This window comes from Streptomyces fructofermentans, from assembly GCF_014651055.1.
In the GTDB taxonomy this organism is placed as follows: Bacteria; Actinomycetota; Actinomycetes; order Streptomycetales; family Streptomycetaceae; genus Streptomyces; species Streptomyces fructofermentans.
In genome coordinates this window covers 378,017-390,939 of sequence record NZ_BMWD01000002.1, presented here as the reverse complement: position 1 = coordinate 390,939, position 12,923 = coordinate 378,017, and the positions used below count along the sequence as shown (strand labels likewise).

Sequence of the window (12,923 nt, the reverse complement as noted above, 5' to 3'; positions counted from 1 at the left end):
CATCGATGACGGACCACGAGCCGGATGCCAAGGGCATCGGCGCCGTCACGTTCGTGAACACCTTCACCGTGCACGCCGAACCCGAGGTGTTCGAGAAGGAGTTCGCGCGGACGTCGGAGTTCATGGCACGCCAGCCGGGCTTCGTCCGGCACACGCTCTCCCGGCACGCGGAGCGGCCCGGCCAGTACGTCAACGTCGCCGAGTGGACGGACATCGCCTCCTTCCGCGCCGCCGTCGCGCACGCCGACTTCCCGCCGCACGCCGGCGCGCTGCGCGCGCTCGCGGAGAGCCGGCCCGAGCTGTACGTGGCCAGGCTGCACCACGCGGGCGGCCCGCCGGCCGGCCCCGCGACCGGCGCGGACGCGCCGGCCACCGGGGCGCCGCTGCGTGAACGGGACCGGATATGACGGGCCGTCGGGTGGTGGTCACAGGACTGGGAGTGATCGCCCCGGGCGGCATCGGCACCAAGGCGTTCTGGGAGCGCATCGTCTCCGGTGTCTCCGCGACCAGGACCATCACCGCCTTCGACGCGACCGCGTTCCGCTCCCGGATGGCAGCCGAATGCGACTTCGACGGGGCGCGCGCGGGCCTGACCGTCCGCGACACCGTACGGCTGGACCGGGCCACCCAGTTCGCCCTGGTCGCCGCGCGGGAGGCACTGGCCGACAGCGGGATCGAGATCGACGCGACCAACGCGCACCGGACCGGTGTCAGCCTCGGCTCCGCGGTGGGATGCACCCAGAAACTGGAGGAGGAGTACGTCGCGCGCAGTGACGGCGGGCAGCGGTGGCTGGTCGACCACGCGGCGGGCACTCCCTACCTGTACGACTACTTCGTGCCGAGCTCGATGGCGGCCGAGGTGGCCTGGGAGGCGGGCGCCGAGGGCCCCGTCGCGCTCGTCTCGGCGGGCTGCACCTCCGGCCTCGACTCCCTGGGGCACGCGGTAGAACTGATCCGCGAGGGCACGGCCGACATCATGGTCGCCGGGGGCAGCGACGCTCCCATCGCGCCCATCACCGTCGCCTGCTTCGACGCGATCAAGGCGACCTCGCCGCGCAACGACACCCCCGACCACGCCTCGCGGCCCTTCGACAGGACGCGCAGCGGCTTCGTACTGGGCGAGGGAGCCGCCGTACTCGTCCTGGAGGAGCGGGAGTCCGCGCGCAGGCGCGGGGCGCAGATCTACGCCGAGATCGCCGGCTTCGCCGCGCGCGCCAACGCCCACCACATGACCGGACTGCGCCCGGACGGGCTGGAGATGGCCGCGGCCATCACCGGCGCGCTCGACGACGCCGGGATCGACCGCGAGGCCGTCGGCTACGTCAACGCGCACGGCACGGCGACCCGTCAGAACGACATCCACGAGACCGCCGCGATCAAGCACAGCCTGGGCGAGCACGCCCACCGGGTCCCGGTCAGCTCCATCAAGGCGGTCATCGGCCACTCGCTCGGCGCCGTCGGTTCCATCGAGGCCGCCGCCTCCGCGCTGGTGATCCGGCACGGCGTGCTGCCGCCCACGGCGGGACTGTACGAACCCGATCCCCAACTCGACCTCGACTACGTGCCGTTGACGGCGCGCGACCAGCCCACCGACACCGTGCTGACGGTGGGCAGCGGCTTCGGCGGCTTCCAGAGCGCGATGGTGCTCACGAACTCCGAAGGGAGGAACCCATGACGAACGCGACCGTCGTCACCGGCATCGGCGTGCTCGCGCCCAACGGCATCGGGGCGGAGGAGTTCTGGGAGGCGACCCTGCGCGGCGAGAGCGGCATCGGCCGCATCACCCGCTTCGACCCCTCCTCCTACCCTTCGCGGCTGGCCGGCGAGGTCACCGGCTTCTCGCCGCGCGACCACGTCCCCAGCCGCCTCGTCCCGCAGACGGACCGCACCACGCAGTTCGCGCTGGCGGGCTCCGACTGGGCACTCGCCGACTCCGGCCTGGACGCCGAGAGCCTGACGGCGGACGAGCGCGGAGTGGTCACCGCCAGCGCCTCCGGCGGTTTCGAGTTCGGCCAGCGCGAACTGGGCCACCTGTGGGGCAAGGACCCCAAGCACGTCAGCGCGTACATGTCGTTCGCCTGGTTCTACGCGGTCAACACCGGGCAGCTCTCGATCCGCCACGACCTGCGCGGACCCACCGGAGTGGTCGTCACCGACCAGGCGGGCGGCCTCGACGCGGTCGCGCAGGCCAGGCGCCGCATCCGCAAGGGCACCCCGCTGATGCTGACCGGAGGCATGGACGCCTCCCTGTGCCCGTACGGGCTCGCCGCTCAGATCTCCGCCGGAATCCTCAGCGGGAGCGACGATCCCGGCCGCGCCTACCTGCCGTTCGACGCGGCCGCCGACGGCCATGTGCCGGGCGAGGGCGGCGCGATCCTCACCCTGGAGGGCGGGGACCGGGCCCGGGAGCGCGGAGCCCGCAGCCACGGGCAGATCAGCGGGTACGCCGCCACGTTCGACCCGCGGCCCGGTTCGGGCCGCCCGGGCAACCTGGAGCGGGCGATCCGCGGCGCCCTGGCCGACGCGGAACTGGGCCCGCGGGACATCGCCCTGGTCCTCGCGGACGGCGCCGGTGAGCCGGAACAGGACCTCGCCGAGGCGCGGGCCCTCGCCGCGGTCTTCGGTCCCGGCGGTGTGCCGGTCACGGTCCCCAAGACCATGACGGGCCGCCTGTACGCGGGCGCCGCGCCCCTCGACCTCGTCACGGCCCTGTTCGCCCTGCGGGACGGTGTCGTCCCGCCGACGGTCCACGTCGACGGGCCGGCACCGGGCTGCGACATCGACCTCGTGACCGGTTCACCGCGACCCGTCGAAGGAGACGCGGCGCTGATCGTGGCCCGGGGCCGCGGCGGGTTCAACAGCGCGATGGTGGTACGCCGCCCGCCGACCGACTGAGCACCCCCGGTCCGGGGTCCGGTGGCGGGAAACCTGGGCAGGCAACCCGCTGACCGGGTCCCTGGAACTCGACGGGAGCCGGGCCGGGTCCGGCGCCCGGTTCGCCGCGAGGGGCACGCCGACGTGCCACCGCCGTTGCCACCGCCGACCGCCCGTCCGCAGCGCTCGGGGGTCCGACCCACCGGGCCCTCGGCACCCCGGACCACGGGGTCCGCCGCGGGGAATGCGCCGAACCAGGCGGGTCCCGTACGGAGTTCGCCGACCCGGCGCGGCATGCCGGTACGACCAACACCCTGGCGATCCGTCCGGGGCGCGCCCCACCGCGCCGAACCGTCCGCCCGCCCGCCCGTCCGTCGCCCGTCCGTCTATCGACCGCCCGTCTGTCGACCGTCCGTCTATCGACCGTCCCGATCCGGCCGGGTCCTGCCCGGTACGGCCCGTCCACCCCATCCGTCCGACCCGGCCGCCCCATCCGCGGCCGGGCGCCACCGCGGCCCGCGAGGCCGCCACTTGGAGACGTCATGTCCGCTTTCACGACAGAAGACCTGTTCCAGATCATGCGTGAGTGCGCAGGCGAGGAGGAGTCCGTCGAACTGTCCGCGGCCGCCGCCGACCAGGAGTTCTCGCTGCTCGGCTACGACTCGCTCGCGCTGATGGAGGCGATCAGCAGGGTGGAGCGCCGTTTCGGGATCGAGCTGCCCGAGGACACGATCGGCGAGGCGCTGACCCCGGCCGCGTTCGTCGGCGCGGTCAACGCCGAACTCGCGGTCCGGACACCCGCGGTGGAGGCCGCCGGATGACGGACACGGACCTCGACGCGGGGGCCGCCCGGGCGCGGCCCCCGGCGGCGGACATCCGCATCGCCGGCTGCGCCGCCTGGCTGCCGCCCCGCGCGGCCGTCGCGGACGCGGTCGCGGCCGGGCTGTGCGACCAGGCGCTCGCCGAGACCACCGGGATGCTCTCGGTGGCCGTGGTCCAGGACGAGCCGGCACCCGAGATGGCGGCGCGTGCGGCCCGGAGCGCCCTCGGGCGCTCCGGCTCGGCCGACGTGTCGCTGATCCTGCACGCCAGCTTCTTCTACCAGGGACACGACCTGTGGGCGCCCGCCTCTTACGTACAGCGCGCGGCCGTCGGCAACCAGTGCCCGGCGATGGAGGTCGGCCAGGTGTCCAACGGAGGCATGGCCGCCCTCGGGCTGGCGGTCGACCATCTGCGGGCCGGGCCGCCCGCCGGAGAGACCGGCCGGCGCGTCCTGGTCACCACGGGCGACGCCTTCCGCGCGCCCGGGTTCGACCGCTGGCGCAGCGACTCGGGCACCTTCTACGGAGACGGCGGCACCGCGCTGGTGCTCTCCTCGACCGAGGGCTTCGCCCGCGTCCGCGGACTGGCCACCGTCTCCGCGCCGGAGCTGGAGGGCATGCACCGGGGCGACGACCCCTTCGGCAGCGGGCCGTTCAGCCACCGCCCCGTCGTCGACCTGGACGCGTGCAAGAAGGACTTCCTGGCCGGCCGGCGGGTGACCCGGGTGATCGCGACGAGCGCGGCCGCCCAGGACGCCTCCGTCGAGCGGGCGCTCGCCGAGGCCGGGGTCGCCCTCACCGACATCGACCGGTTCGTGCTGCCCCACATGGGCCGCAAGCGGCTGCGGGCGGGCTTCCTCACCCGTTTCGGCATCCCCGAGGAGCGCACCACCTGGGAGTGGAGCCGCCGTGTCGGACACCTCGGAGCCGGTGACCAGATCGCCGGGTTCGACCGCCTGGTGACCTCCGGGGGCGTCGGTGCCGGGGACCTGCTGCTGTGGATGAGCGTCGGCGCCGGGTTCACCTACTCCTGCGCCGTCGTCGAAGTGCTCGAACGGCCCGCGTGGGCGGGCGAGGCAGAACCGGGAGACGCCGTATGACCGCCGCACACGCCCTGCCTGTCGCCCTGCTGCTGCCGGGCCAGGGCTCCCAGCACCGGCGCATGGCCGCCGGGCTCTACGGGCACGAGCCGGTGTTCACCGAGGCCATGGACGAGTTCTTCGCGGCGGCCGGCGCCGAGGGCGGTCCGATGCGCGACGACTGGCTGGCGGAACTGCCCGTCACGGACATGGACCATGTGACCCGCTCGCAGCCGCTGCTGTTCGCCGTCGACCACGCGCTGGGTCGCCTGGTGCTGAGCCGGGGCGTGCGCCCGGCGGCCCTGCTGGGGCACAGCATCGGGGAGTTGGCCGGGGCGGCACTGGCCGGCGTGTTCGACCCGCGGGACGCGGCAGGTCTGGTGCTCGACCGGATCCGGCGGTTGGCTGCGGCTCCGCCCGGCGGGATGCTCGCCGTGGCCGCGTCCACGCAGGAGGTGGCGCCGTACCTCAGCGGGGACGTCGTGGTGGGTGCGGTCAACGCCCCTCGCCAGACCGTCCTCGCGGGTCCGGACGCACCGCTCGACGCGATCGGGCGCGCTCTGCGGGAGGCCGGCTTCGTCTGCCGTCGGGTGCCGTCCCTGAGCGCCTTCCACAGCCCGGTGCTCGAACCCGCCTGCCGGGGCGCGGCCGAGCGGTTCGCCGCTGTGCGCAGGGGCCGTCCTGCCGTGCCCGTCCACTCCGCCTACACCGCCGCCCCGTTGACGGAGTCCGACATCGACGACCCGCGCTTCTGGGCGCGGCAGCCGGTGGCGCCGGTGCTCTTCTGGCCCGCCCTGGAAGGGCTGCTGGCGACCGGCGACCATCTGCTGGTGGAGGTGGGGCCGGGGCAGGGGCTGTCCCAACTGGCCCGCCGGCACCCGGCCGTCCGGCGGGGGAGCAGCGCCGTGGTGTCACTGCTCCCGGCCAGGCCCGGACCGCCGGAGGCGGACCGGGCGGCCTGGGAGGCGGCGCTCGAACGGATCGCCGCGGCGGGGCATCCGGTGGGTGGCGGCAGCGACGGACGAGGCCGTCCGCAGTGGTCGGCCGCCACCGGCTGACCCACGGCCGCCCGCCGCCCACCCCGCCCGCCCGGGTCGCACGGAGCCTGCCGGCCGTGCGACCCGGCTGCTCGGATTCGTGTCCGGAACGGCCGAGTTGAGCGGGTCCGAGGTCCGCACGGCCGGGTGGTACGGGGCCAAGCCGCACGGCCGGGCCGTACGGAAGCCGCCCCGTGCGGACGGGCCGTACGGAATCGCCGCTTCGCACGGCCGAGTTGTGCGAGGGCCGAACCCCGCCCCGCCGGGGGCCGTACGGGAGCCGCCCCCGTGCGGACGGGCCGTGCGGAATCGCCGCTTCGCACGGCCGAGTTGTGCGAGGGCCGAACCCCGCCCGGCCGGGTCGTAGGGAGCTGGACCCCGCACGCCCGGGTCGCACGGAGCCGGCACACAACCGGCACCGAACCGGCGCCCCGTTCCCCCAACAGTCGCGAGCGGGGGGTCAGTTCGGCGTGCTCGCGGTGACGTACCGCACGGGCGTGTCGATGGTGAGGGGCCCGTCCCCGTCCCGCATCGCGTCGAGCGAGGAGATCAGCCGCTCCCGCAACTGCAGGCGCTTGTCGGCGGCGAGGTGGTTCCAGAGCAGCCGCATGCCCTGGGTGTGCGACCAGTCGACCCAGGCCAGGCCCGACTCGGCCACCAGGCGCACGGGTTCGTCGACCACCGTCACCGCCTCGAACCCGCAGTCCTCCAGGGTGCGGGCGAGGTCGGCCGGGTCCGCGAGCCAGCTGTTGAAGCGCTTCTGGAGCTGCTCGGGCTGCCACTGCGGCGGCAGGTCGAGCAGCAGTTCGCGCGGGATGAGTTCGGTGAACACGGGGGGCAGGAACGGGAACGTGTCGTCGCTGAACACCGGGCTGGTGAAGGCGAGCCGGCCGCCGGGGGAGAGCAGCGGCGCGTAACGGGCCAGCGCCGCGGGCGCGTCGGGCAGGAAGATCACGCTGTAGCTGCCCATGACCACGTCGAACGAGCGGGGCGCGAAGTCGGGGTGCTCCCCGTCCATCACACGCAGTTCGACGTTGGCCGCGTCCCGCAGCCCGGCCTCCTTCGTGGCCTCCTCGATCATCGCCTCGGCGACGTCGATGCCCACGACACGGCCCTTCGGCCCGACGAGCTCGGCGGCGGGGAAGACGCAGGCGCCCCGGCCGCAGCCGACGTCGAGGACCCGCGCGCCGTCGCCGGGTGCCGCGCGCTCCACCAGGCGCCGGCCCATCGGAGTGAAGAATTCCACGCCGAGCCGGTCGTAGGACGCCGCGGCGCTGTTGAATGCGGCCGCCACTTCGGATTTGTACGTGGACGTGTCCACTGGCTCTCCCGCTCTCTCGATGTATTTCCCACTTTCACCGCTCCGTCTCGGGCACGGATGGAGGGCTGTTGGAGTGCCACTGGACTGTCGATGGACGCAATGCAAAGAAGGCCGTACGGGCGCCGTGGGCCCTTGTTCCCGGCGGTTCCGGCTCCTCATAATCGAATCCGTCACGTACGGCAGCGATTCAGGAGGGGAAAACGTGAGCGAGCAGATTGCCAGCGTGCGCCGCATGGTCGAGGCGTACAACACCGGGAAAACGGACGATGTGGCCGAGTACATCCATCCGGAGTACATGAATCCAGGGACTCTGGAATTCACGTCGATGCGCGGCCCCGAGCTTTTCGCGATCAATGTCGCGTGGGTCAAGAGGACTTTCTCGGAGGAGGCGCGCCTCGAGGAGGTGGCGTACGAGGAGAACGGCGACTGGGTGCGGGCCCGGCTGGTGCTCTACGGGCGGCACGTCGGCGAGATGGTCGGCATGGCGCCCACCGGGCGGCTGTTCTCCGGGGAGCAGATCCACCTCCTCCACTTCGTCGACGGAAAGATCCACCACCACCGCGACTGGCCCGACTACCAGGGCACGTACCGGCAGCTCGGCGAGCCGTGGCCGGAGAAGGAGCACCGCCGTCCCTGACGGCGGACGCGAAAGCTGAGGGGGGCGCGATGGAATTCGGTGTTCTGGGGCCGCTGCAGGTGCGGGTGGACGGGGAGACGACCGCTCCGAGTGCCCCGAAACTGCGCAACGTACTGGCCATGCTGATCGTGCACGCGGGGCAGGTGGTGCCGGTGCCTTCGCTGGTGCGCGACCTGTGGGACGACGACCCGCCGGTGAGCGGTCCGACCACGCTGCAGACGTACATCCTGAATCTGCGGAAGATGTTCTGCGCGGTGACCGGGCTGAGCACCGTCGAGGTGGCCCGCGACATCCTGGTGACCAGGACCGGCGGATACCTCCTGACCGCCGAGGCGGGCGTGCTCGACGTCCACCGCTACCAGCGGCTGGTGGCCTCCGGCCGCGAGGCGCTGACGCGGGGCGACGAGGCGGCGGGGGTGCGCGACCTGAACGAGGCTCTCCTGCTGTGGCGCGGACCGGCACTGGTGGACGTGCCGGCCGGGCGGGTGCTGGAGAGCAGGCGGCGGCAGTTGGAGGAGTCCCGGCTGTCCGCCTTCGAGTGCCTGGTCGACGTGGAGCTGCGGCTCGGCATGTACCGCGAGGTGCTGTCCGAGCTGGCGGCCCTCACGGTGGAGAACCCGCTGCACGAGGGGCTGCACGGCCAGTACATGTGGGCCCTGCACCTCAGCGGGCGCCGGGCCCAGGCGCTCCAGATCTTCCACCGGCTGCGGGGTGCGCTGGTCGCGGGCCTGGGGCTGGAACCGGGTCCCCAGGTGCAGCGGCTGCACCAGGCGGTGCTGAACGCGGACACGGACTTCGAGCCGCGCTTCGCCGTGAGCCGGTTCCCGGCCGCCGCGCCGGCCACGGCGTTCAGCGGCGGCCGGCCCTACTGACCCGTCCTGCTGACCGGGCCCACGGACCGGGCCCACGGACCGGGCCCACGGACCGGGCCCACGGACCGGCCGTCGACCGGTCTCACCGAAGGGCCGGTCGGGCGGCACGGAAGGGCCGGCCGGGGCCGCACCGACGGGCCCGGCCGGCCCTCAGTGCCCCGCGACGCGGTGTCCGCAATCGATTGCACCGCTCGGCCGGGCCTGACTAGGGTGGCGACTAGCCAAATTTGATTAGCCAGGAGGGGCCGTGCCGGAGGACCACCAGCAGGAGCAGGACGAGCAGCAGGCCGGGCAGCAGGACGCGCCGCGGGACGAGGTGCCATCGGACAGTCCCACGGGCTGGGTCGCGGCGCACATCCGCCGCTACGACCGCAGCGGCGGGAAGGAGGGGCAGAAGTGGTACGGGCTGGACACCCTGCTCCTCACCACCCGGGGCCGGAAATCGGGAAAGCTCCGCCGCACCGCGGTCATCTACGGCCGGGACGGCGGGAGCATCGTCGTGGTCGGCTCGAACGGCGGAAAGCCCGAGCATCCGCTCTGGTACCTCAACCTCGTGGCCTGCCCCGAAGCCCATGTCCAGGTCGGTGAGGAACACCTGGACGTACGGGCGCGTACGGCGACCGCCGAGGAGAAGCCGGAACTCTGGACGCTGATGACGGGACTCTTCCCGCAGTACAAGAGCTATCAGAAGAAGACCACCCGGGAGATTCCCGTGGTGATCCTGGAGCCCGTCGAGCCGTGACCTCGACCGTCCCGCCGCGGAACTCCGGGTGAATTCTCAGAGGCATCTCATGGTTCGGAAGGGAAAGGTATTTGTGTTGAACGAATTCACGCGCCGCGGATTCCTCGGCAGTGCGGCAGCCGTCGGCGGAGCCGCCGTGGTGACCACGGCCGTCCCCGGTGCCGCGGCCGCCGAGGCGGCCGTGCCGGAGGCGGCGGAAGGCGGCGCGTGCGCTCCGCGGACCGGGCTCGTCGCGGTGGACCGCACGGACCGGCGCTACCAGGACCTGGTCAGCAGAGGCTTCAACGGACGGTTCCGCGGCAAGCCGGACGCCGTGTACGTCGTCCACACCGCGGACCAGGTCGTCGACGCCGTGAACCGTGCCATGGACGCGGGGCAGCGGATCGCCGTGCGCAGCGGCGGCCACTGCTTCGAGGGCTTCGTGGACGACCCGGCCGTCCGTGCCGTCATCGACATGTCCGAGATGAGACAGGTCTTCTACGACTCCGGCAGACGCGCCTTCGCGGTCGAGCCCGGCGCCACCCTCGGCGAGGCGTACCGCACCCTGTACCTCGACTGGGGCGTGACCATCCCGGCCGGTGTCTGCCCGCAGGTGGGCGTCGGCGGGCACGTCCTGGGCGGCGGCTACGGCCCGCTGTCCCGCCGCGACGGCGTCGTGGCCGACCACCTGTACGCGGTCGAGGTCGTCGTCGTGGACGCCTCCGGCCGGGCCCGCAAGGTCGTGGCCACCAGCGCCGAGGGCGACCCCAACCGCGAGCTGTGGTGGGCCCACACGGGAGGCGGCGGCGGCAACTTCGGCATCGTCACCCGGTACTGGTTCCGTACCCCTGGGGCCACCGGCAACGACCCCTCCGCCCTGCTGCCCAAGGCGCCCAGGTCCACGCTGCGGCACCTGGTGACCTGGGAGTGGACCGCCCTCACCGAGCAGGCGTTCACCCGGATCATCGACAACCACGGGGCCTGGCACCAGCGCAACAGCGCCGCCGGCACCCCGTACGCCAGTCTGCACAGCGTCTTCTACCTCAACAGCCGGGCCGCCGGGCAGATCGTGCTCGACATCCAGATCGACGGCGGACTGGACGGCGCCGAGGGGCTGTTGAACGACTTCGTGGCCGCGATCAACGAGGGCACCGGTGTCGAGCCGGCCGTCCAGCGCAGCACGGAACCCTGGCTGCGCGCCACGCTGGCCAACAAGTTCGACACCGGGGGCTTCGACCGGACCAAGTCGAAGGGCGCCTATCTGCGGAAGCCGTGGACCGCCGCGCAGGTCGCCACCCTCTACGCGCGCCTGAGCGCGGACTCCCAGGTCTGGGGCGAGGTCTCGCTCTACTCCTACGGGGCCAAGGTCAACTCCGTGCCGGAGACGGCGACGGCCACGGCGCAGCGCGACTCCATCATCAAGGTGTGGATGTCCGCGACCTGGATGGACCCCGACCAGGACGACGCCAACCTCGCCTGGATCAGGGAGACCTACCGTGAGGTCTTCGCCGCCACCGGCGGTGTTCCGGTGCCCGGCGACCGCACGGAGGGGACCTTCATCAACTACCCCGACATCGACCTGGCCGACCCGGAGTGGAACACCTCCGGGATGCCCTGGCACACGCTCTACTACAAGGGCAACTACCCGCGCCTGCAGCGGGTGAAGGCCCGCTGGGACCCGAAGAACGTCTTCCGGCACGCGCTGTCCGTACGGCTTCCGGGCTGACGGACGGCGAAGGGCGGTGACCGCTACCTGCGGTCACCGCCCCTTCCGTGTGCGCGAGTCGGCGTGAGGCGCCGCCGGTCGCCGCCCGCCGCCCGCCGTCCCCCGGCCCGGTCGCGGCCCGTCGCCGCTCACCGGACCGGGTGATGCCGGGACGGCAGGGGACCGCCGCCCCCGGCCGCGCGGCCCGCCCCGCGGGGCGGGCGCGAACCACCCGCGTCCTAAAGGTCCGTGTCGCCGACCGCGACGAACAGGCCCCGTCCCGACTGGATCCCGTCGATGTGGGCCACTCGCAGCCCGGCCTTCGCGAAGGCCTCCTCGTACTCCGCCCTGGTGAACAGCGTCAGGTCGTGCCGCTCGGCGAAGTGCCGTACCCCGCCGCCGGGTTCGGCCACCACATAGTGCACGGTCATGTGCGAGGTGCGCTCCTCGCGCTCCGTGTAGGAGACGCGGGTCATCGTGCGCCGGCCCACGGTGACGGTGTCCCCGCTGACGTGATGCTCCACGGACGTCTCCAGGAACCACCACGGATCGACCGCGACCACACCGCCGGGCGTCAGGTGCTCCGCGAACGACCGCAGCGTGGACGTCAGTTCCGAGGTGTCCTTGAGATAGGCGATGGAGCCGAACATGCAGGTGATGACGTCGTACGAGCGGCCCAGGGCGAGTTCGCGCATGTCACCGCCGTGCACGACGGCGGCGGGCACCGCGGCACGGGCCGCCGCCAGCATGGCGTCGGACAGCTCCAGCCCCTCGACCTCGTCGAAGAGGCCGGCGAACTCGCGCAGATGGGCGCCCGTGCCGCAGGCGACGTCCAGCAGCGTGGCGGCCCGCGGGCTGCGGACCCGGACGTGGCCCGCCACGGTGGCGGCCTCCGCCCGGTAGTCCTTGCCCCGTGCCTGGTGGAGGATCTCGTAGATCTCTGCCATCCCGGGTCCGTACATGGGGGTTCCCTCCGTCTGGTGGTCTCGCCGGCCTACTCGGACGCGCTGAAGACGCCGGCGTTGTCCTCGGCCCACCGGGCGAACGAGAGCGGCTCCCGGCCCGTGACGTCGCGCACCACCGTGGTCACCGGGCCGGGCTCGACGACCGAGGCGGCGAGGTAGTCGAGGACCATCTCGACGACCGGGGGCGGCATGAAGCCGCTCATCGCCTCGCGTCCCGCCTCGCGGCTCAGCTCCTCGAAGCGGATCTCGCGGCCGACGGCCCGCGCCAGGGTGGCCACCTGCTCGACCTGGGTCAGGGCGCGGGGCCCGGTCACCTCGTAGCGGGCGCCCCCGTGGCCGTCCTCCAGCAGGGCCGCCGCGGCCACCGCCGCGACGTCGGCCTCGTGGACGAGCGCCCGGGCGGCCCCGCCGTACGGGGCGCGGACCACGTCCTCCGTACGGATGGAGTGGCCCCACTTCCAGATCACGTTCCCGGCGAACTCGTCGGGGCGCACGAAGGTCCACTCCACCCCGCTCTCCTCGACGGCCTGTTCGACCGTGCGGTGGTGCCGGGCGCTGTGGTTGGCCTCGTCGTCGCTGAGCACCGAACTGGACGACAGGACGACGATGCGGCGCACGCCCGCCTTCCGGGCCAGCGCGGCGACCTCGTGGGCGGTCCCGGGGACCGGGAAGAGGTACATCCGATCGATGTCCTCCAGCGCGGCGGGCAGGGTCTCCGGCCGTTCCAGGTCGCCCTCGACGACCTCGGCCCCGGCGGGCAGCGCGGCGGCCCCGGGCGAGCGGGTGAGGGCCCGTACCCGGTGCCCCGACGCCACCAGCGTCTGCGTCACGTGGCGGCCGACTTTGCCCGTGGCGCCGGTCAGCAGGATGTTCAAGGCCCCTCCTCGGAGA

Annotated in this window: 13 protein-coding genes; 10 read left to right on the top strand and 3 right to left on the bottom strand. The window is 73.2% G+C overall.

Annotation, left to right across the window (positions count from 1 at the left end):
- Nucleotides 1–5: 5 nt before the first annotated feature.
- The 6 genes from IE265_RS04605 to IE265_RS04580 all read left to right on the top strand — a co-directional run bounded on the left by IE265_RS04605 (nucleotide 6) and on the right by IE265_RS04580 (nucleotide 5,832).
- The gene (locus tag IE265_RS04605; protein ID WP_190034009.1) at nucleotides 6–407 is read left to right on the top strand and encodes an antibiotic biosynthesis monooxygenase family protein; all 402 of its coding nucleotides are present in this window, start codon (nucleotides 6–8) and stop codon (nucleotides 405–407) included.
- Nucleotides 404–1,675: a beta-ketoacyl-[acyl-carrier-protein] synthase family protein gene (locus IE265_RS04600; protein WP_190034008.1), complete on the top strand. Its 1,272-nt coding sequence runs from the start codon at nucleotides 404–406 to the stop codon at nucleotides 1,673–1,675. Before IE265_RS04605 ends, IE265_RS04600 begins: the two co-directional genes overlap by 4 nt.
- On the top strand, nucleotides 1,672–2,895 hold the full coding sequence (locus IE265_RS04595; RefSeq protein ID WP_190034007.1) for a ketosynthase chain-length factor: 1,224 nt from the start codon (nucleotides 1,672–1,674) through the stop codon (nucleotides 2,893–2,895). Before IE265_RS04600 ends, IE265_RS04595 begins: the two co-directional genes overlap by 4 nt.
- Nucleotides 2,896–3,416: 521 nt before the next feature.
- Complete coding sequence (locus IE265_RS04590; RefSeq protein WP_190034006.1) at nucleotides 3,417–3,695, top strand: acyl carrier protein; 279 nt, start codon at nucleotides 3,417–3,419, stop codon at nucleotides 3,693–3,695.
- Nucleotides 3,692–4,795 (top strand): ketoacyl-ACP synthase III family protein, encoded by a 1,104-nt coding sequence (locus IE265_RS04585; protein WP_190034005.1) that lies wholly within the window; start codon nucleotides 3,692–3,694, stop codon nucleotides 4,793–4,795. The genes IE265_RS04590 and IE265_RS04585 overlap by 4 nt, the downstream gene beginning before the upstream one ends.
- A complete protein-coding gene (locus tag IE265_RS04580) occupies nucleotides 4,792–5,832 on the top strand; it encodes an acyltransferase domain-containing protein (RefSeq protein WP_190034004.1) in 1,041 nt (346 codons plus the stop codon). The genes IE265_RS04585 and IE265_RS04580 overlap by 4 nt, the downstream gene beginning before the upstream one ends.
- 439 nt (nucleotides 5,833–6,271) lie before the next feature.
- On the opposite strand, the gene IE265_RS04575 is transcribed toward IE265_RS04580, so the two are convergent.
- Nucleotides 6,272–7,132, bottom strand: a complete 861-nt coding sequence (locus IE265_RS04575; protein WP_190034003.1) for a class I SAM-dependent methyltransferase — start codon at nucleotides 7,130–7,132, stop codon at nucleotides 6,272–6,274.
- 202 nt (nucleotides 7,133–7,334) lie between these two features.
- Here IE265_RS04575 and IE265_RS04570 point away from each other — a divergent pair, with 202 nt between their 5' ends.
- The 4 genes from IE265_RS04570 (at nucleotide 7,335) to IE265_RS04555 (ending at nucleotide 11,088) form a co-directional block, all read left to right on the top strand.
- Complete coding sequence (locus IE265_RS04570) at nucleotides 7,335–7,769, top strand: ester cyclase (RefSeq protein ID WP_190034002.1); 435 nt, start codon at nucleotides 7,335–7,337, stop codon at nucleotides 7,767–7,769.
- Between the two features lie 29 nt (nucleotides 7,770–7,798).
- On the top strand, nucleotides 7,799–8,641 hold the full coding sequence (locus IE265_RS04565; RefSeq protein WP_190034001.1) for an AfsR/SARP family transcriptional regulator: 843 nt from the start codon (nucleotides 7,799–7,801) through the stop codon (nucleotides 8,639–8,641).
- A gap of 247 nt (nucleotides 8,642–8,888) precedes the next feature.
- Nucleotides 8,889–9,383 carry a nitroreductase family deazaflavin-dependent oxidoreductase gene (locus IE265_RS04560; protein WP_190034000.1) on the top strand — a complete coding sequence of 165 codons (495 nt, stop codon included), beginning with the start codon at nucleotides 8,889–8,891 and terminating at the stop codon, nucleotides 9,381–9,383.
- A gap of 76 nt (nucleotides 9,384–9,459) precedes the next feature.
- Complete coding sequence (locus IE265_RS04555) at nucleotides 9,460–11,088, top strand: FAD-binding oxidoreductase (RefSeq protein ID WP_190033999.1); 1,629 nt, start codon at nucleotides 9,460–9,462, stop codon at nucleotides 11,086–11,088.
- 218 nt (nucleotides 11,089–11,306) lie between these two features.
- On the opposite strand, the gene IE265_RS04550 is transcribed toward IE265_RS04555, so the two are convergent.
- Both IE265_RS04550 and IE265_RS04545 read right to left on the bottom strand, forming a co-directional pair.
- The gene (locus IE265_RS04550; protein WP_308434770.1) at nucleotides 11,307–12,014 is read right to left on the bottom strand and encodes a methyltransferase domain-containing protein; all 708 of its coding nucleotides are present in this window, start codon (nucleotides 12,012–12,014) and stop codon (nucleotides 11,307–11,309) included.
- 47 nt (nucleotides 12,015–12,061) lie between these two features.
- The gene (locus IE265_RS04545) at nucleotides 12,062–12,907 is read right to left on the bottom strand and encodes an NAD(P)H-binding protein (RefSeq protein ID WP_190033997.1); all 846 of its coding nucleotides are present in this window, start codon (nucleotides 12,905–12,907) and stop codon (nucleotides 12,062–12,064) included.
- Between the last annotated feature and the right edge of the window lie 16 nt (nucleotides 12,908–12,923).

Bases quoted from the DNA above. Each gene is read 5' to 3' on its own strand.
- IE265_RS04605 (WP_190034009.1), top strand. From the start codon at position 6: ATGACGGACCACGAGCCGGATGCCAAGGGCATCGGCGCCGTCACGTTC.
- IE265_RS04600 (WP_190034008.1), top strand. From the start codon at position 404: ATGACGGGCCGTCGGGTGGTGGTCACAGGACTGGGAGTGATCGCCCCG.
- IE265_RS04595 (WP_190034007.1), top strand. From the start codon at position 1,672: ATGACGAACGCGACCGTCGTCACCGGCATCGGCGTGCTCGCGCCCAAC.
- IE265_RS04590 (WP_190034006.1), top strand. From the start codon at position 3,417: ATGTCCGCTTTCACGACAGAAGACCTGTTCCAGATCATGCGTGAGTGC.
- IE265_RS04585 (WP_190034005.1), top strand. From the start codon at position 3,692: ATGACGGACACGGACCTCGACGCGGGGGCCGCCCGGGCGCGGCCCCCG.
- IE265_RS04580 (WP_190034004.1), top strand. From the start codon at position 4,792: ATGACCGCCGCACACGCCCTGCCTGTCGCCCTGCTGCTGCCGGGCCAG.
- IE265_RS04565 (WP_190034001.1), top strand. From the start codon at position 7,799: ATGGAATTCGGTGTTCTGGGGCCGCTGCAGGTGCGGGTGGACGGGGAG.
- IE265_RS04550 (WP_308434770.1), bottom strand. From the start codon at position 12,014: ATGGCAGAGATCTACGAGATCCTCCACCAGGCACGGGGCAAGGACTAC.